Below are 18,105 nucleotides of genomic sequence, written 5' to 3' on the forward strand. Positions count from 1 at the left end.
TTTTAAAACCTTCCTTCTTTTGAAGGACTAAACAATGTAACATTATGGGAAAAGGAGATAAAAAAACAAAGCGCGGAAAAATCAATCAAGGTTCGTATGGTGTAAGACGCCCACGCATTAAAAAAAAACCGAGCGTTGAAACCAAGATAAGCATCGATAAAAAAGCGCTGGCAAAATAACACCTAAAAATGCTTACCGTATAAAAACCAGTTCAGTTTCGGTTGACATGGGTTCGCTGTAATGGTATCCTTGGTAGTCAAATCCTTTTAAATGGTCAATGGTTTCTGCGTTGGTATCAACAACATACCGCGCCATCAAGCCCCGGGCTTCTTTAGCAAAAAACGAAATCATTTTATATTCGCCATTTTTAAATTCCTTAAAATGTGCGGTAATTACGGGTGCTTTTAAGGCTTTGGCATCAATGACTTTAAAATATTCGTTACTGGCAAGGTTTAAAAACAGCTCGCCATTGGCCAACTCGTCATTAAGGCTCTTGGTAATGGTTTTTTGCCAGAACGCATACAGGTTTTTGTGCTTACCTACGGGAAACTTGGTGCCCATTTCCAAACGGTAGGGCTGAATTAAATCGAAGGGTTTTAGCACCCCATACAACCCCGACAGAATACGCACCGTATTTTGAACGGTCTCAAGCGTTTTTTTAGGCAAGGTGTAAGCATCGAAACCACGGTACACATCGCCATTAAAAGCATACAGGGCTGGTCGTGCGTTTTGGGGCGTAAAGGGCAATTCCCAAGTTTGGTTCCGCTCATAATTCAACTGACCCAAAGCATCGGAAATACCCATTAATTTTGATAGGCTTTTCGCCGATTTCTTCTTTAAGAGTTTATTGATGCGCTCCGATTGTTCCAAGAAAATGGCTTCGGAATGTTTATCGGTGGGCAATTCGCTTTCAAAATCGAGTGACTTTGCTGGAGATATGACTAGTTTCATACTGTATCGTTTTGGGTTGTTTCCTAAAAATAGGTAAAAAATTGGGTAATTAACACGTACCAAAGTTACAACTCCTAAATGACTTTTAAAAATGGTTGCACTTGGGAAAATACCCTATTTGTAATTGTTTGAACGCACTGCTTGAAAGTTTTTAACCAGGTATTCAAATAAACCTTGCCCCAAAAAGTGCCGTAAAATGATTGAGCAGTTTTTCTTTTACCTCTTCTATTGAAACGGATGCCTCCCCCAACTCTACATTTAACGACGTAACGGCTTTACCACGGATGCCGCAGGGTATAATATGGTCAAAATAGCCCAGGTTGGCATTAACGTTAAGCGCAAAACCGTGCATGGTTACCCAGCGACTGGCCCGTACGCCCATGGCGCATATTTTTCGGGCAAAGGGCGTGCCTACATCCAACCATACACCTGTTTCACCGGGGCTTCGTTCGGCTTTTAGGCCATATTCCGCAAGTGTAAGAATGATGGTTTCTTCTAAAAACCGCAGATACTTATGGATGTCGGTAAAAAAGTTTTCCAAATCTAAAATAGGATAGCCAACAAGCTGCCCCGGCCCATGATAGGTTATATCGCCACCCCGGTTAATTTTATAAAAGGCAGCGCCCTTTTCGGCAAGCTGTGGTTCACTTAACAGTAAATTCGACATATCGCCGCTTTTGCCCAAGGTATAAACGTGCGGATGTTCCACAAAAAGAAAATAGTTATTGGTTTTTAAATGGGTGGCCTCTTTTCTGTTCTTGATCTTGGCATCAACAATTGTTTTAAAAAGCTGCTCTTGGTAGTCCCAAGTCGCTTTATAATCCTTTAGCCCTAAATCCTGAAGTTCAATTTGCTTGTTCATAGGTTGCAAAATTACATTTTTTCTGGCGTATGGGCGCATGAGCTTCAAAGTAAAAAAAGGAAGGAAGACGGAATACCATAAACCAGAACCCGCAACAGCATACTGCAACTGAATGCTGCAATTAAAATCTACCTTTTAGGATTGTTCAAAATTACCAAGGCAGCAATAACACCGGGCACCCAACCACAAAGCCACAACAAAAACACAATGATGATTGAACCACAACCTTTATCGATAACGGCTAAGGGTGGACAAATAATAGACAGCAACACTCTCCAGAAACTCATGGTAATTGACGATTTAAGATGTTAGATTAACGATGTTTCATTTAAGACGCTAAAATACGTTTTTTGTTACAACCTACCCTTCTTATAAAACCCAGAAAATCGTAAATCAAAAATGCGTGAATCGTAAATTCAAATGTTTATCTTTGTGCCTTTAAAAATACACCAGAAATTTAGAATATGTCGCAATTATCAGAGCAAGAGCTTGTACGAAGAGAGAAATTAGCAAAATTACGCGCATTGGGCATTAACCCCTATCCTGCGGAGCTATACCCTGTTACACACACATCCAAACAAATTAAAGAGCAATTTGAAGCCGAAAAAAAGGTAGTCGTTGCAGGCCGGTTGATGATGATTAAGGTGCAGGGAAAAGCCAGTTTTGCCGATTTGCAAGATGCCGATGGAAAAATACAAGTGTATTTTAACCGTGATGAAATTTGCCCGGGTGAAGACAAGGATAAATACAACGAGGTTTTTAAAAAACTGTTGGATTTTGGTGATTTTGTGGGTATTGAAGGCGAACTGTTTACCACACAAGTTGGCGAAAAAAGTGTGCGCGTAAAAGATTTTACCCTATTAAGCAAAGCCCTAAAACCGTTGCCATTGCCCAAGGAAAAAGATGGCGTGGTATATGACGCCTTTACCGACCCCGAACAACGTTACAGACAACGCTATGCCGATTTGGTTGTAAACCCCCAGGTTAAAAACGTGTTTGTAAAACGCACCAAATTGTTCAATGCCATGCGCCAGTTTTTTAACGATGCGGGGTATTTTGAGGTAGAAACCCCCGTATTGCAACCCATTCCCGGGGGCGCCGCGGCACGTCCGTTTACAACCCACCACAACGCATTGGATATTCCGTTATACATGCGAATTGCCAATGAACTGTACTTAAAACGCCTAATAGTTGGCGGCTTTGACGGCGTTTACGAATTCTCAAAAAACTTTAGAAACGAGGGCATGGACAGAACCCATAACCCCGAGTTTACCGCCATGGAAATTTATGTAGCCTACAAAGACTACAATTGGATGATGGCTTTTTGCGAACGTTTGCTAGAACACTGTGCCATGGCTGTAAATGGCACCACCAAAGCAACTTTTGGTAAACACGACATCGACTTTAAAGCACCCTATGCCCGAGTAACCATGGCCGATGCCATAAAACAATTTACGGGTTTTGATATTACAGGAAAAACCGAAGAAGAAATTAGAACCGCTGCCAAAAACATGGGCATTGAAGTTGACGATACGATGGGCAAAGGCAAATTGATAGACGAGATTTTTGGCGAAAAATGCGAGGGCAACTACATACAGCCCACCTTTATTATAGACTATCCTAAAGAAATGAGCCCGCTGTGTAAAGAGCACCGAACAAACCCTGAATTAACCGAGCGTTTTGAGCTGATGGTTTGCGGCAAGGAAATTGCCAACGCCTATTCTGAATTAAACGACCCCATTGACCAACGCGAGCGCTTTGAACACCAATTGGAACTGGCCAAAAAAGGCGATGATGAAGCCACCGGCACCATAGATTACGACTTTTTGCGCGCCCTGGAATACGGCATGCCGCCAACATCGGGCATGGGCATAGGCATGGATAGGTTGATCATGTTTTTAACCAACAACCAATCCATACAGGAAGTATTGTTCTTTCCGCAAATGCGACCAGAAAAAAAGGCCATAGAGCTAAGCGATGCCGAAAAAGCCATCTTTGAGATACTTAAAGCAAAAAAAAGCATTTCCCTAAACGATTTAAAATCGCTATCGGGCTTGAGCAACAAAGCTTGGGACAAGGGCATCAAAGGCCTTACAAAACACAAATTGGCAAACGTTACAAAAACAGATGACGATTTGATTGTGGAATTAATTTCGTAACTTATACCACCAACCACTTAAATACATTCATAACCATAATACAAAAAAAATGGCCACAGATTCATGTTTAAAAAAATACAGTTAGATTTAATAATTGCTATTACTACTTTTTTTACACTCGTTTCTCTCATTTTACTAATTTACAATGCTTCTCTAAACAAACATTTTGCTGTTATAGAGAACAACTTGATGCATACCGGAAAATTAATTTCCAAAGAGTTTGGCAACATCGTACACTCTGATATTTCTTGGCTTGAAAACATAAGAAGCAGGTTAGAACATACCGATGGTGCCTATTTTAACAATTGGGAGCATGATGCCAATTTACTTCTGAAACAAAACAACTCATTTAAGTTTATTGAATGGATTGACAGCCTAATGATTATAAGAAAAATAAACCCCCTAAAAGGCAATGAGCAGGCTTTAAACCTTGATATCTCAAAAATTGGATATAGAAAAGACACTTGGCTAAATCATGCCAAAACCGGCAAAACAAACATAACCTCTTGGGTAAACCTAACGCAATCGGGCCAATCATTTCTTGTTGATGTTCCCGTTAATTTTCAAAATAGATTCCAGGGCACCATCACTGCGGGCATGAATTTTAACAGCAATTTTAACCGACTGGTCCATTATTTAGATAAGCAATACACCATTGAAGTATATGATGATAAAAATGTGTTGTTTTACACCATAAACGAAGCCATAAAACAGCCCACAAAGCGAAATCTGCACTATTCCAGCACAATAACCATCGATGCTGCCCAACAAAAAATATGGCGCTTAAACATTTACCCCACCAAAAACCTATTATTAGCCGAAAAAAGGGCTACTATTGATATAGCCCTGGCTTTTGGCTTATTTATGGCCATAATCATAGCCTCACTTATCTACTTTTACTTACAAGCAATAAATGGCAGAAAACGAACCAATAAAATTAACGCCTCCTTAAAAAAACTAAACAAACAATTAAGCAAGGAAAAAAACAAGGCCCATAAGGCATCGAAGGCCAAAACCGATTTTTTATCGAACATGAGCCATGAAATTAGAACACCGTTACACGCTATCATTGGCCTAATTGAGCTTTTAAAAGATGAAGGCCTTAACGATACCAGTAAGGAATATGTAGATTTAATGGACAAATCGTCCAGCAACTTACTGGGTATTGTTAATGATATTTTAGAAATCGAAAAAATAGAATCGGGCATTACAGAATTGGACAAACAGGTGTTCTGCCCCACCAAAAAAATTAAAGAACTCATTGAGGTTAACCACTTCCTGTTCGTTAAAAAAAATCTGTACCTAAAAACCAATTTTGAAAACACAAACAATTTAACGGTTATTGGCGATGCCCATAAGATGCTTCAAGTGGTAAACAACGTTCTTAAAAACGCCTTAAAGTTCACCAAAGAAGGAGGCGTATCCATAACTTGCGAAGAAACCATTATTGAAAACAAGCTTCAACTAATCGTTACCATTGAAGATACAGGCATTGGCATCCCCAAAAACAAAATAAGCACCATATTCAATAGGTTTACCCAAATTGAAAATAGCGTAAAAAAACAGTACGAAGGCAGTGGTTTGGGCTTGGCCATTTGTAAAAACTTGGTCGCCATGATGGATGGTGATATTGTTGTGGAAAGCGAATACCATAAAGGCTCAAAGTTTACGGTTTCTTTCATGTTTGATATTACCTATGAAACCATAAAACACGACGAACACAAAATTAACATTGACAATACCCACATCAATGCGCTGCTTGTGGACGACAACAAGCTGAACATCATCGTTTTAAAAAAATTCCTGCTAGATATAGGCATCCCTTCCGATACCGCAGAAAATGGAAAAATAGCGTTGGAAAAAATACAAGACAACAATTATCAACTTATTTTTATGGATATACACATGCCCGAAATGGATGGTTGGGAAGCAACGCGCATTATAAGGCAAACCAATAAAGATGTTATTATTTTCGGACTTTCAGCAAATGTCACTTCCGAAGCCATTAATAAAGCACTTGAAAGCGGCATGAACAATTATCTTACCAAACCGTTTAAAAAAGAACCTTTATACAAACTTTTACAGTTCCATTTTAACATTGGCGACCAAAACCATAAAAAAACCCAGTAACCATTGCAATTACAGGGTTTTTAAAACTAACCAACTAAACTAAATTATTAACTTAAAACAGTCTTTTTTGCCCAAGCGAGCAAAACTGTTATGATGTGCTAAACTAATGATGGTACAAAGAGACACAATAACCGCGAATTAATAAACGCTATTTAGAAATGTTTAACACCCAACCGTTTAATTTTAAGCCTTTTTTAAGACAAAAACGGCCAAGAGTTAATTTCTTTAACAAGTACCTATGCGTTTAAGCCTTTTATCCATCCGTCAAAACATTTAGTTTACCAATCTCCATTCTGTGGGCTAAAATATGTTTCATCATACTATAAATTTATCTATTTTTATAAATAGAATAGGATGCTATTAAAATCCAAAAAACACTAATTAGCACCGACGGAAAAGCGCCATAAAACCAAGAATTGCAAAGCACCAAGGCACCTCCAACCAAATTTAATACTTGAAAGGTGCTTGACGAACTTTTTAACTTATTAAACGAAATGAGCAAATAAGCTAGAATAATTAAAAAAGAACCCAAATAGCCTATAACATCGATAACCACACCATTTAAAATTTTAAATATATCACTCATGGATCTAAAAGTATTTAATGAACTGTACGTGCCCCTTATTGATTTGTTTATTTCTGGACTGGGCTTAATTTCGCTCATTTTTTTGATAAAACAATACAAGAACGATAATCATTGGAAAAAACTTGAATCTTCATATAATTTTATTGGCATTGGCGATGAACTACACTTGCAGGAAAGGGTTTATGATGCGTACCACCGATTAGGCATTTATTCCTTCCCAGAAGTATGCAAACCCTTAAGCGCTGAAGACATAAACCTTATAAGCTGTGATAGGGAAGCAACCTTGTTAACCAACATGTTTTTAAATCATTTGCAAAATTTATGCACCGCCTATTTGTTCGGATTGGTTAACGAACATGTTTTTAACAGCATCCACGCCAACAGAATTTGCTGGTGGCACACTGTACTAAAACCCTATATCGACAAAAGAAAAGAGGATTATAAAAGCCCTAAAATCTGGAATGATTTTGAAAAAATTGCTTATAAAATACAAGGTGGCCAGACTTAAAAAACGGGCCTTAAATTAAAAAACCCAGTAACTGTTACAGTTACTGGGTTTTTAAAACTAACCAACTAAACTAAATTTATTAACTTAAATAATCACTTTTGCTCTAGCAAGCAAAATTGAATGTAATTATTTGCTAAACTAATTATAGTACAAAGGGACGCAATAAATCTGTATTTTTAAAGGGTATTTAGAAATGTTTAACAGGTAATATCTAATTTTTAATACTTCTTTAAGAAAAAACTAAACAAACCTTAATTTTTTTAACAGAACACTATCCCATACCCAACATCCCAAACGCTATTAATCATCATAAAGTGTTTCAAAAATTTAGCTATTTTTAGCCCATGTTTAAAAATGGGCTATTATTGGTGTTATCGTTTTGTTGGGGCATATTGACGGCGCAACAAAACGATAGCCTATCAATTAAAAACGGCATAGAAAAACCAAGCATTTTAAGTACCCATCATTTTGGTATTTTTAGCAACCGAATCAATACCAACTTCAAGGTTTCGGTTCCAAAAAAGCCAACCATGTCGCTTAGTTCTGCCAGTGGCAACAATTTTCAGCCTTACGTTCAAATATATATACCACAAGATCCGGCAGTGCAGCAAGCGCAAAGTAAGTTTATTTGGTACCAAAGAGATTTTCATTTTGTGGACCAAGAAACCACGCCCGCCGATTATATGAACATTGTTATTGATGCAGTGATCAAAGAATTCAGATGGGCACTTGAAATACCTCTTTCTGAAAAACACGAATTAAACGTATCGTTGCGCTCGTATTTAATTACCAAGGGCAAGCACCCCTTTTCATTCATTACCGGCGATGAAAGCCTAGAGTGGTTCCATAGCAACATTGCCGGTGGCGAAGACCCCTATGGAAGACGCTATTATGGCCTAAACCAAGTAAATTTTAAATATTTGGACAGACATGGGAACACGCTTCAGCTTCACAACAACGATTTCTTTTTAAGTGGAATTGAACTGAACCATTATTACTATCCATCACTTTCAATAAACAAGAGCCAACACCTATTTTTCAATTTCGGAAGCCATTTGGGTATAAACACCTCCAGGTTTAACCCCTCGCTAGACCTTGGAATTTCGGCCAATGCCATAAAAAAAGTACCATTGCAAAACCATTACCAACTCCTTGTTGGAGTAGGCACCAACGTTTTGCGAAAAAATCTTATCAATTTCAAAAAGGAAGTGGTTGACCTAGGAAACAACCCCTATTTGGCAACCGTTGAAAGTGAAATTGAAGTAACCAAGTTCACCAAAAAAGGACATTACAATGCGTTGGGCGTAAACTACCAAATACAATCGAGGTACAACAAATTAAAAGAAGCCGATTACTACCGCCTAATCGGGAAATGGCAAGAAATAAATGGCGGTTGGCAACATGGTTTTGAAACCTTGTACAAAGCATTATCGTTCTGGACCTTTGTTTATACTTACGGAAGGCCCCAATATTCCTTATCGCTCTATTTTAAAGAAGATTTTCTTGTAAACAATGCCCCCGATTTTCAAACGGGCATCAGCTTAAAATTGCCTTTATCAAACTAAAGACCCATTTAAACCATTAAAAACCAACCGGTTTTGTGTTAACTTCCCGTTAAAATATAGAGGGCGTTTAAACCTTTTTAAAATGATTAGGTCTTAGTAGTAATTAAACCTAATATTTTAAATAATGAAAAAATTAATAGTTATTGCAATTGCTTTGATAACCGTTCAAAGTTTTGCTCAGCAACCAGGAAAAGCACGCGCCAACAACCCAGACAAAGGCCAAAGAATGTACAACCTAAGCCCTGAAGAAGCCGCAACGCTTCAAACAAAAAAAATGGTTTTAAGTTTAGATTTAAACGAAAAACAACAAAAAGACATTTATAAAATTAACCTTGAAAATGCCACAAAACGCCAAGAAATGATGGAGGCTTTCAAAACAAAACGGGAAAGTGGGCAAATGCAAAAACCATCAAAAGAAGAACGCCTTTCCATGGCCAATGCTAAGTTAGACCATCAAATTGCCATGAAAGGAAAAATGAAATCCATTTTAAATGCCGACCAATATGCAAAATGGGAAAAAATGCAACAAAGAATGGCCAGCAAAGAAAAAGGGATGAGAAAAGATAATGCCAACAACCACGGCAAAAGACCCCAAAAACAAGGATGATTAAGTTTTGTTAGTTTATTATAGTTTGTTAGTTGAAAACGCATTTCTTTAATTGGAAATGCGTTTTTTTATTGGTTATAATGCTTATATAAACCTTGTTTTCTTCTATAAAAACTACAATGTTTTTGCCACTTTAGCAACTGCAGCAATGGTAAAATCTAAATCTTCATAGGTTAAGGCATCGGTAATGAACCAGGTCTCGAAGGCGCTGGGCGCAATGTAAACACCTTGGTTAAGCAACCCATGAAAAAAGGCTTTAAAAATAGTGTTGTTTCCTTTAGCAGCCGTTTCAAAATTAACAACGGGCGTTTCGTCAAAATGAACAGAAATCATGGAGCCAACGCGGTTTATGGTATGAACAACGTTATTTTCAGTTAAAACTTTTGAGATACCTTTATGCAAATACGCCGTTTTTTCAGCCAAACGCTTAAAAACATCTGCATCGGTATTCAGTTCGGTCAACATCGCTAAACCTGCGGCCATGGCCAATGGGTTTCCGCTTAAGGTACCCGCTTGATAAACAGGGCCTAATGGTGCCAAATGGTTCATAATCTCGTTTCTGGCAGCAAAAGCACCTACGGGCAAACCGCCACCAATCACTTTTCCGAAGCAAACAATATCTGCTTTAATATTATAAAGTTCTTGCGCGCCGCCTTTTGCCAAACGAAAGCCCGTCATAACCTCATCGAAAATCAATAAAATACCATGTTGGGTGCAAAGGGCACTTAATTCTTTTAGGAAATTTTCGCTAGGTGGCACACAGCCCATATTACCCGCAACCGGTTCAATAATAACACAAGCAATTTCGTTTTTATTGGCTTCCATTAACTGCGAAACATTTTCAATATCGTTATAAGTTGCCAACAACGTGTCTTTTGCCGTACCTTGTGTAACGCCGGGGCTGTTGGGCGTACCAAAGGTGCTCGCACCACTACCCGCTTGGATTAAAAAGGAATCGCTATGCCCGTGGTAACAGCCTGCAAACTTGATGATTTTATCTTTTTTTGTAAAGCCTCTTGCCAACCTTACGGCACTCATGCAAGCTTCGGTACCCGAATTTACAAACCTAATTTTATCAATATTGGGCACCATGGAAACTGCCAATTCCGCAATTTGTGTTTCAATTTCAGTAGGCATACCAAAGGACGTGCCTTTTTTGGCTTTTTCAATAATGGCATCCACAACGGGTTTATGGGCATGACCCAAAACCATGGGACCCCACGAGTTTATGTAGTCTATCAATCGGTTTCCATCGGCGTCGTACAAATAGGCGCCCTTGGCTTCTTTTACAAAAATGGGCGTGCCCCCAACCCCTTTAAAAGCGCGAACAGGCGAATTGACCCCGCCCGGAATCACTTTTTCGGCCTGTGCGAATAAAGCGCTGCTTCTTTTATAATCCATAATTTTTTAATTAATTGCTGTAACCTTTACTTGAAGTTCTTGCCCAATGTTCAAAGATGTGTCGCTTAAACGGTTGAGTTGTTTTAGCTCATCAACCGTCATATTGTATTTTTTTGAAATAGAATATAGCGTATCGCCTTTTTCAACAAAGTAGGAACGGTTTCCAACGGCCGTTTTAGCCATGTTTGTTTGATTGGGACTTGACACCGAATCTTTGCGCACCGTTAATTCCTGACCCAATTTTAAATCATTGGTTACCAATCCGTTCAACTCCTGAAGATCGTTTATCGTTATATTGTATTTTTTAGAGAGGGAATACATGGTATCGCCCTTACCAACTATATGCGTTGATGAACTTGACTGTTGTGTAATCGTACTATTAACAAGCGGTTCATCGTATTTTTGGTAAGCATCGCCCAGTACTTCGGCATCATATTCATGCAGGTTATACCGTTCTATCAAACTTATCAATTTATCGGGATAATTTTTATCGGTGGCATATCCTGCGCGTTTTAATTCTTTGGCCCATCCTTTATAATCTTCTTTTTTTAGTTTGAACAAGGCCGCATAGCGTGACCGTTGCGTTAAAAACAAGGAATGGTCTCGGTAGGAATATTTGGAGTCGCTGTACTTTCGGAAACATTCCTGGGAAGCATCGTCATCATGAAAAATTCTATCGCCCGTCCAGTCGTGGCATTTAATACCAAAATGGTTATTGGCTTCCACCGCAAGGCGTCCTTTTCCAGAATTCGATTCCAAAACACCTTGTGCCAAGGTAATGCTGGCAGGAATACCATAAAAGTGCATTTCTTCTTGGGCAATTGTTTTAAACAGTGCAATGTATTCTTCAGTAGAAGCTATTTTTACGGCAACCCCGTTTACAACCTCTGTGGCATCGGCATCATTTTTTGAGGTGTTTTTAGTTACAACACGCTCTGTTTTAGGTTTATGTGTGGCTTTTTTTGTAGCCACCGCTTTTTTGGAGCCACAACTAAAAACCAAACTTGCCAAAATGCAAAACAGCACTAATTTTTTCATTCAACTATTCTATTAATGGTAAATTTTTACTTTTCAAAACCATATTCATGCCGTCAATACCTTGTAAACCGCCCGTATGGATTGCTAATATTTTAGAGCCTTTTGGAAAATAACCCTTCTCCATCAAATCGAAAATCCCAAACATCATCTTGCCTGTATAAATCGGGTCTAAAGGAATGGCGAACCTTTGTTTGAACTGATTTATAAACGCAATCAACTCGGTATTTATTTTTCCGTAGCCCCCAAAATGGTAATCGGTTATAAGTGCCCAATGGTGTTTTGTTGCAAATTTACTAATATCCTTTTGTAAAAAATCACCTTTTAATGCCGGAAATCCTAAAACTTGTTGACCGGGTTTTGAACAATTTATAAGTCCGGAAACCGTGCCGCCCGTACCTACGGCACAACATATATAATCGAAATGCGCATCTTCATCGTGTAAAATCTCTTCGCAACCCTTAATGGCCAAGGTGTTGGTGCCCCCTTCTGGAACTAGGTAAAAATCACCAAACTCCATCTTTAAACTTTCAATAAACGTTGGGGCTGTTTTTGTTCGGTAAACTTCTCTGGTAACAAACTTAAACCGCATACCACAGGCTTTGGCAAAACGCAAGGTAGGATTGTTGTGCACAGCGCTTTCCAATTCATGGCCCCGTATAATGCCAATGGTTTTAAACCCAAGAATATTGCCCGCTGAAGCCACCGCTGCAATGTGGTTGGAATAGGCACCACCAAACGTGAGCAAGGTTTTAAAGCCCTGTTTATCGGCTTCCAGAAGATTGTATTTGAGCTTGCGGTATTTGTTGCCCGAAACGAAGGCGTGTATTTTATCCTCGCGTTTCACATACAGTTCAACACCTAAATTTTTAGGAATAGTTACGGGCTGGTTTATGCTATGTTCCAGATTGAAATCCATCAAGGCAAAGATACTTTAAAAAATGCCAAAACGGACGTTGTTTTAAATAATCTAGATGCTTTTCGTTGGCATAGGCTTCACGTTCAAAAGAAATATTGCGATACGCTAAGTGCCAGTTTTTGTATTGCAGAAGGCGCACAAAAAACTCTAGTACATACAGCAAATAAAATGGCAACACCACTAATTCTAATTGTTGCCTTAAATGGATTTTTTCATGATTCACCAAAACAGCATCTTCTTTTAATGCGCTCGTTTTTAAAAACACAAACGGAAAAATGGTTAAACCCAAATAACCTTTGGGCACTATATATCTTGAAATAAAAATCATGCTTTGTTGCTTTCAAAAACCAATCGAAAATACATTATCTTTGTGTAACCTGCCACCAATACACCAATTATTTATGGATTGGCAACTTGAAAAACCTACTGTGGCTTGAAATTATTGTGCTGATATGTTATTAATCATTAGCTGAAATACCCCAATAACCCAATAACTTAATAACCCAATAACCCAATAACCTAATAACTTAACAACCCAATAACTTAATAATCTAAAACCTATCAAAACTTGAAAAAGATAATCCCTCTTGAAGAAGGCGACTATTATTTAACCCCCGAAGGCTACCGCTGTTTTACAGCACAATACCTATTAAAACGCGGCTATTGTTGCGAAAGTGGATGCAGGCACTGCCCGTATGGTTTTAACCAGAAAACCAACTACCACAAATAAAAAAACCTGCATGCCTTGGTACGATTATTGATAATTATTTAATAGCAAGCCGTTAAAGGCTGTTATTTTTTAGCATTGTTGCTAATAGTTTCTTAAATTTACTATAACCTATTTAAAAAATTTGCACTATGAAAACATTACTTAAACTCCTGCCAGCAATGGCGCTACTACTTGTTATGTCGTCTTGCAGCTCGGTTAGGGTTGCAACCGATTACGACAAAAACGCCAACTTTTCAACCTATAAAACCTTTGCGTTTTTTAAAACCGGCATAGACAAAGCCGAAATTAACGATTTAGATAAACGCCGCATCCTTCGTGCCATTGAAGCAGAATTATTGGCTAAAGGCTTTACAAAATCGGATGAACCCGATTTATTGGTGAGCCTGTTTACAAAATCGCGCGAACAGGTAAACGTTTACAACAACGGGTATGGCCCTTATGGCTATGGTTGGGGATGGAGCCCTTGGTACTGGAACAACTATGGCCCATCGGTTACCACATCGACCGAAGGCGTTTTGTATATTGATTTGATTGATGCCAACAAAAAAGAGCTCGTTTGGCAAGGTATGGGCACTGGCTACATAACACAAAACATGGACAAAAAAGAAGCGCGCATTGCCGAATTTGTTGCCGAAATTATGGCGAAATACCCTCCGGGAATGACGAAATAACACAGAATTTTAAAGAGTCGTTATTGCGAACCCCTTGCAATGAAGCGAAGCAATCTGTTAAACCAAGTCTAGCAACCTGTAATTGCGTAACACCAACTTACAGGTTGCTTTTTTATGAAAAAATGTGGAATATCCACCCCGGACTTCAACCACCCCTGCGGAGGAGGTGCCTTAGAGCGTGCCGTTAAAAGCCTTTTGCAACAGGCTGTTGAACAACAGCTCGCTTTTTTGTAAGGCGCCTTGGGCTTGTTGTTTTTGTTGTTCTATAAGCTGTACGCGCTCTGCAAATTGGGTTTGGAGGTGGATTGGGGGATTTATTATTTTATACTTTTGAATTTCATCAGGGCTAATTCTAGGTAAATTTGCTCCAGAACTTCTTTCGCTTGCAAAAGAAACAAAACCATTCCCCCTCATTATTTGAGCAATAAAAAATCGGTTTGTTTTATTTGGAATTGGTTTCAATGGAATAATATCTGTACTGCAAATCCCTTCAAAATTTGGCAGTGAAACTTTATTCAAATAAGGTCGTAATTTTCCATAAAGAATATGCTCTTTAGTGAAATAAAACTTGTTGCTTTTTATATCGCCAGATTCAACAATTTCATAACCTATGATTTTTCCTGTTTCTTTTTCTATTGCATCTAACGGTATGTACTTTGTGTTTGTTGAAATATTTTCAGGCTTGATAGTTTTCTTTTTAAAATCACAAATTTTTGACATGGCAACTTTCTCCCACCCCATTGGGTTTGTAACAGGGTCGCCAAACATATCCAAAAAGAGGATTTGGGTTAGGGCGTCGTATTTGGCGATAAGTTGTTGGTTTAGTTGGCGCAGGGTGTCGGCTTCATCTAAAATGGCGGCGATACGCTTTTGGGTTTCTAGGTTGGGGAGGGGGATTTTTACACCTTTCAGATATTTAAAATGCCTATTGTAACCCGTTTCTGGTATGTTTAAAGTTTGGAAAAAATAATAAATATATTTTTCAAAACTTTTAACGCCCTTTTTTATCTTCAAAACTTTAGTGCCATCGGCACCCATTGCAAATGGGAAATCAATATATTTAAGGGCTCTAGTGTGGTCGCCAAACACAATATGAGGTACTTCTGTTTTTACGATGGCTTCTTTTTCATTTGTAAATCCAGCAATCAATTCTTTCCCTTGGTCAACTACTTTTATAGAACCTTCATTTAGTAAATCACTGTTTTTGGTTTTTTTGTTTCCTCCAGAAACATCGATTATAACTTTATCAAAATCTAAAACTTCCCACCCTTTTGGTAAATTGCAAAGTGTTTTGAAGTTTTGGACTAAACTATTTTCATTCATTATTATCGCATCATTTTTCCTAATTCAACTAATTCCATACTTTTTTAATTAACAGATTGCTTCGTGCCTCGCCATGACGTCATTACGAGGGAGGCACGACCGAAGTAATCTGTTTCATGTTAGCTCTTTTTCATAAGATTGCTTCGTTCCTCGCAATGACGATTACTCGTGGTATTGCTTCGCTCCTCGCCATGACGGTGGCGTCGTGTGTTTCAATTAACAGATTGCTTCGTTCCTCGCAATGACGTCATTACGAGGGAGGCACGACCGAAGTAATCTGTTTCATGTTAGCTCTTTTTCATAAGATTGCTTCGTTCCTCGCAATGACGGTGGCGTCGTGTGTTTCAATTAACAGATTGCTTCGCTCTTCGCCATGACGACTTCACCTAAACCGCTTCAATGTGTTTTTAGTAAAATCGCTTAATACCAAAGTGCCACTAATTTCGGCACGTTCTAGCAATAAAGTGTCCCAGTGTTGGGTGCCTTCCCAAAAAACAGCTTTCATTTGCTTTAGCGCTTCGGGGTTATAGCTGCTCAATTTTTCGGCCAATACGGTTGTGGCAACATCCAGGGCTTCCTTTGTTTCAAAAACTTCGGCGTACAACCCCTTGCTTTTGGCCCATTCCGCAGAAAAAAACGTTTCGGCATCGATGGTTAGTTGCGACATGGCCGATAATCCAATTTTCCGGGTTACGGCGGGCTCAATAACAAACGGCCCAATACCAATACTTAATTCACTTAAGCGGATGGCGGCATGTTTGCTTGCCAAACAATAATCGGTTGCCGCTGCCAAACCCACACCGCCACCAACGGTTTTTCCTTGTACGCGCCCAATTATGAGTTTCGGACACCTGCGCATGGCGTTTATAACATGGGCAAACCCCGAAAAGAACGCTTTTCCTTCTTCCGACGTTGTAACCGCCATCACTTCATGAAAACTGGCCCCGGCGCAAAAGGTACGATCGCCGCCACTTTGCAAAACCACCACGTTAATAGCGTTGTTTGTACCCGCTGCGGTTATGGTTTCTGCCAATTTAAACAGAATATCACTGGGCATGGAATTTCGGTTTGGATGAAAAAACTCGATGTATCCTACACTATTTTTGATGGTTAGGGTAACGTAAGGCGTATTCATAAAGATGGGTGTTTGGCTTAAATTTTCAAGGGTGGAATATACATAATTTTTTGATGCCGGGTTAAGTAATTGGCAAACACCTTGAAATTGATGTTCTAAATTTTTAACCACAAATTCACCAATTTTATTTAAAGCGAAACCTGAAGGCAGCAGACTATTTACAAAAAAATAGAACGGATACCAAACGAAAATAAACGGGCGAATTGCTTTGAGGCACATTATTTTTTAAGCACTTGGGCCCGATAAGTAACTTATGTTACCCATGTTATAAAAAAATTTAAAGTAATTTGTGCCAAAATTAAAACTATGGGATTTTTGGATTTTTTATTTGGAAACAAACAAGACGCTATTAAAGAGTTTCAATCGCGAGGTGCCGTTATTATTGATGTAAGAACACCGGGCGAATACCAACAAGGCGCCATTCGCGGTTCAAAAAACATACCGCTGCAAAACATTGCCTCAAAAATAAACGAGATTAAAAAGCTTAACAAACCGGTTATTACCTGTTGTGCCAGTGGTATGCGTTCGGGCAGTGCCGCGAGCATTTTAAAAAGCAACGGTATAGAAGCCGTTAACGGCGGTGGCTGGTCGAGCCTAAACGCTAAATTATAGTTGCGTACCTAACAAAAAAATTAAAAAGCGTAACATTGACGAGTGTTTTTAAACCATTTGATTTTTAAATGTTTGAGAGCGCTCCAATTTTTAAAACACCCCTAAAGTCCCCGCAAGGGGGCAATCCAGACTTTGAAATTTTTAGGTAAAGTACCTAGAAATTAAAGTTTTAGGGTTTCTAGCTGGCCGGCACTTTCGATGGTGTTTTGGTTGTATTTAAGCGTCCAGCCCAACGAATTTGTAACTATGTAGAATTTGGATAATTCGCTAATCAATCTGTTTTTGGCGTTGGTTTTGATTTCCGATTTTTCGAGCTTTTTCAATAGCGATTTTTTTATGGTTTCCTTGATGTCATTATAATCTTTAGCTTCAAAAGCATTAAAATAATCGGCTTGAATATCGTAATACTCCAAGTCTGGACTTATTGTTATTTCTTCCTTAGGAATACTTAAAATGGTAAGGGTTTTGGTTTGTTCGTCGATACGGTATTTTATCAAACTTAAATCGTACGACACGAATACATCGGCATTAACCACAACGAGCGCTTTTTTTTCGGAAGTAAAAAACGAACCCAGAATTTCCTTTGAATTTCTGTAGTTGAAAACCTCGCTAAAATGCCCTTCGGTAACAATTAACTTACCAACGTTATTGATTTGTTTTTGAATTAAGGCCGAACTTTCCCGAAGCACAATTTTGTCTTCTTTTTTGGAATCGCAGTATTTAAACGTGAACAGCAAAACCATTGCTATTACCACACCCAGTATAATTTTTCGCATGGCACAAAATTAATTAAAAAAACAGTTTGGTTTATAGATTTGTAACCACCATTGCTTTTATTCTGCAAATCCTTTGTTCGGGCCTGTTGCGTTTAACATGATATGGTTATAAATATGCCTCAATTGAAAACGAGG

At 38.6% G+C, this 18,105-nt stretch carries 20 protein-coding genes; 9 read left to right on the forward strand and 11 right to left on the reverse strand.

Going from position 1 to position 18,105, the window contains the following annotated elements; genetic code table 11:
• Positions 1–44 precede the first annotated feature (44 nt).
• Positions 45–179: a 30S ribosomal protein THX gene (locus tag GQO80_RS05685; protein ID WP_157207375.1), complete on the forward strand. Its 135-nt coding sequence runs from the start codon at positions 45–47 to the stop codon at positions 177–179.
• A 13-nt stretch (positions 180–192) separates the two neighbouring features.
• On the opposite strand, the gene yaaA is transcribed toward GQO80_RS05685, so the two are convergent.
• The 3 genes from yaaA to GQO80_RS05700 form a co-directional block, all read right to left on the reverse strand.
• A complete protein-coding gene (gene yaaA, locus GQO80_RS05690) occupies positions 193–951 on the reverse strand; it encodes a peroxide stress protein YaaA (RefSeq protein WP_157207376.1) in 759 nt (252 codons plus the stop codon).
• Between the two features lie 163 nt (positions 952–1,114).
• On the reverse strand, positions 1,115–1,813 hold the full coding sequence (lipB, locus tag GQO80_RS05695) for a lipoyl(octanoyl) transferase LipB (RefSeq protein WP_157207377.1): 699 nt from the start codon (positions 1,811–1,813) through the stop codon (positions 1,115–1,117).
• A 128-nt stretch (positions 1,814–1,941) separates the two neighbouring features.
• Entirely contained in the window at positions 1,942–2,100 is a 159-nt protein-coding gene (locus GQO80_RS05700; protein ID WP_157207378.1) for a YqaE/Pmp3 family membrane protein, read from the reverse strand.
• Positions 2,101–2,277: 177 nt separating this feature from the next.
• On the opposite strand from GQO80_RS05700, the gene lysS reads away from it, so the two are divergent.
• Together lysS and GQO80_RS05710 are read left to right on the forward strand one after the other, a co-directional pair.
• Positions 2,278–3,972, forward strand: coding sequence for a lysine--tRNA ligase (gene lysS, locus GQO80_RS05705; RefSeq protein WP_157207379.1), 1,695 nt, complete (start codon positions 2,278–2,280; stop codon positions 3,970–3,972).
• A 63-nt stretch (positions 3,973–4,035) separates the two neighbouring features.
• On the forward strand, positions 4,036–6,102 hold the full coding sequence (locus GQO80_RS05710; RefSeq protein ID WP_157207380.1) for an ATP-binding protein: 2,067 nt from the start codon (positions 4,036–4,038) through the stop codon (positions 6,100–6,102).
• Positions 6,103–6,430: 328 nt separating this feature from the next.
• On the opposite strand, the gene GQO80_RS05715 is transcribed toward GQO80_RS05710, so the two are convergent.
• Positions 6,431–6,688: a CBU_0592 family membrane protein gene (locus GQO80_RS05715; protein ID WP_157207381.1), complete on the reverse strand. Its 258-nt coding sequence runs from the start codon at positions 6,686–6,688 to the stop codon at positions 6,431–6,433.
• On the opposite strand from GQO80_RS05715, the gene GQO80_RS05720 reads away from it, so the two are divergent.
• From GQO80_RS05720 to GQO80_RS05730, 3 genes are all read left to right on the forward strand, one after another.
• Positions 6,687–7,196: a DUF4760 domain-containing protein gene (locus GQO80_RS05720; protein WP_157207382.1), complete on the forward strand. Its 510-nt coding sequence runs from the start codon at positions 6,687–6,689 to the stop codon at positions 7,194–7,196. The two genes, GQO80_RS05715 and GQO80_RS05720, sit on opposite strands and share 2 nt — an antisense overlap.
• A 344-nt stretch (positions 7,197–7,540) precedes the next feature.
• Positions 7,541–8,761, forward strand: a complete 1,221-nt coding sequence (locus GQO80_RS05725) for a hypothetical protein (protein WP_157207383.1) — start codon at positions 7,541–7,543, stop codon at positions 8,759–8,761.
• A gap of 124 nt (positions 8,762–8,885) precedes the next feature.
• The gene (locus GQO80_RS05730; protein ID WP_157207384.1) at positions 8,886–9,368 is read left to right on the forward strand and encodes a DUF4890 domain-containing protein; all 483 of its coding nucleotides are present in this window, start codon (positions 8,886–8,888) and stop codon (positions 9,366–9,368) included.
• Between the two features lie 114 nt (positions 9,369–9,482).
• Here GQO80_RS05730 and hemL read toward each other — a convergent pair whose 3' ends face one another.
• From hemL to GQO80_RS05750, 4 genes are read right to left on the reverse strand one after another with little or no spacing between them, the layout of a single operon-like run.
• The gene (gene hemL, locus GQO80_RS05735) at positions 9,483–10,769 is read right to left on the reverse strand and encodes a glutamate-1-semialdehyde 2,1-aminomutase (protein ID WP_157207385.1); all 1,287 of its coding nucleotides are present in this window, start codon (positions 10,767–10,769) and stop codon (positions 9,483–9,485) included.
• A 6-nt stretch (positions 10,770–10,775) separates the two neighbouring features.
• Positions 10,776–11,807, reverse strand: a complete 1,032-nt coding sequence (locus GQO80_RS05740; protein WP_317163226.1) for a glycoside hydrolase family 73 protein — start codon at positions 11,805–11,807, stop codon at positions 10,776–10,778.
• Between the two features lie 4 nt (positions 11,808–11,811).
• A complete protein-coding gene (locus GQO80_RS05745; RefSeq protein ID WP_157207386.1) occupies positions 11,812–12,723 on the reverse strand; it encodes a 1-aminocyclopropane-1-carboxylate deaminase/D-cysteine desulfhydrase in 912 nt (303 codons plus the stop codon).
• Positions 12,701–13,051, reverse strand: coding sequence for a hypothetical protein (locus tag GQO80_RS05750; RefSeq protein WP_157207387.1), 351 nt, complete (start codon positions 13,049–13,051; stop codon positions 12,701–12,703). Before GQO80_RS05750 ends, GQO80_RS05745 begins: the two co-directional genes overlap by 23 nt.
• 240 nt (positions 13,052–13,291) lie before the next feature.
• Between GQO80_RS05750 and GQO80_RS15755 the strand changes: the two genes are divergently transcribed.
• Together GQO80_RS15755 and GQO80_RS05755 are read left to right on the forward strand one after the other, a co-directional pair.
• Positions 13,292–13,453, forward strand: a complete 162-nt coding sequence (locus tag GQO80_RS15755) for a DUF5522 domain-containing protein (RefSeq protein WP_198037731.1) — start codon at positions 13,292–13,294, stop codon at positions 13,451–13,453.
• Positions 13,454–13,581: 128 nt separating this feature from the next.
• Entirely contained in the window at positions 13,582–14,124 is a 543-nt protein-coding gene (locus tag GQO80_RS05755; protein ID WP_157207388.1) for a DUF4136 domain-containing protein, read from the forward strand.
• A 171-nt stretch (positions 14,125–14,295) separates the two neighbouring features.
• Here GQO80_RS05755 and GQO80_RS05760 read toward each other — a convergent pair whose 3' ends face one another.
• Together GQO80_RS05760 and GQO80_RS05765 are read right to left on the reverse strand one after the other, a co-directional pair.
• Complete coding sequence (locus GQO80_RS05760; RefSeq protein ID WP_157207389.1) at positions 14,296–15,447, reverse strand: restriction endonuclease subunit S; 1,152 nt, start codon at positions 15,445–15,447, stop codon at positions 14,296–14,298.
• Positions 15,448–15,829: 382 nt separating this feature from the next.
• A complete protein-coding gene (locus GQO80_RS05765; protein ID WP_157207646.1) occupies positions 15,830–16,582 on the reverse strand; it encodes an enoyl-CoA hydratase/isomerase family protein in 753 nt (250 codons plus the stop codon).
• Between the two features lie 306 nt (positions 16,583–16,888).
• Between GQO80_RS05765 and GQO80_RS05770 the strand changes: the two genes are divergently transcribed.
• A complete protein-coding gene (locus tag GQO80_RS05770; RefSeq protein WP_157207390.1) occupies positions 16,889–17,194 on the forward strand; it encodes a rhodanese-like domain-containing protein in 306 nt (101 codons plus the stop codon).
• Between the two features lie 161 nt (positions 17,195–17,355).
• Here GQO80_RS05770 and GQO80_RS05775 read toward each other — a convergent pair whose 3' ends face one another.
• Positions 17,356–17,970: a DUF4230 domain-containing protein gene (locus GQO80_RS05775; protein WP_157207391.1), complete on the reverse strand. Its 615-nt coding sequence runs from the start codon at positions 17,968–17,970 to the stop codon at positions 17,356–17,358.
• Positions 17,971–18,105: the final 135 nt, after the last annotated feature.

It is taken from the genome of Mariniflexile maritimum, from assembly GCF_009746565.1.
In the GTDB taxonomy this organism is placed as follows: Bacteria; Bacteroidota; Bacteroidia; order Flavobacteriales; family Flavobacteriaceae; genus Mariniflexile; species Mariniflexile maritimum.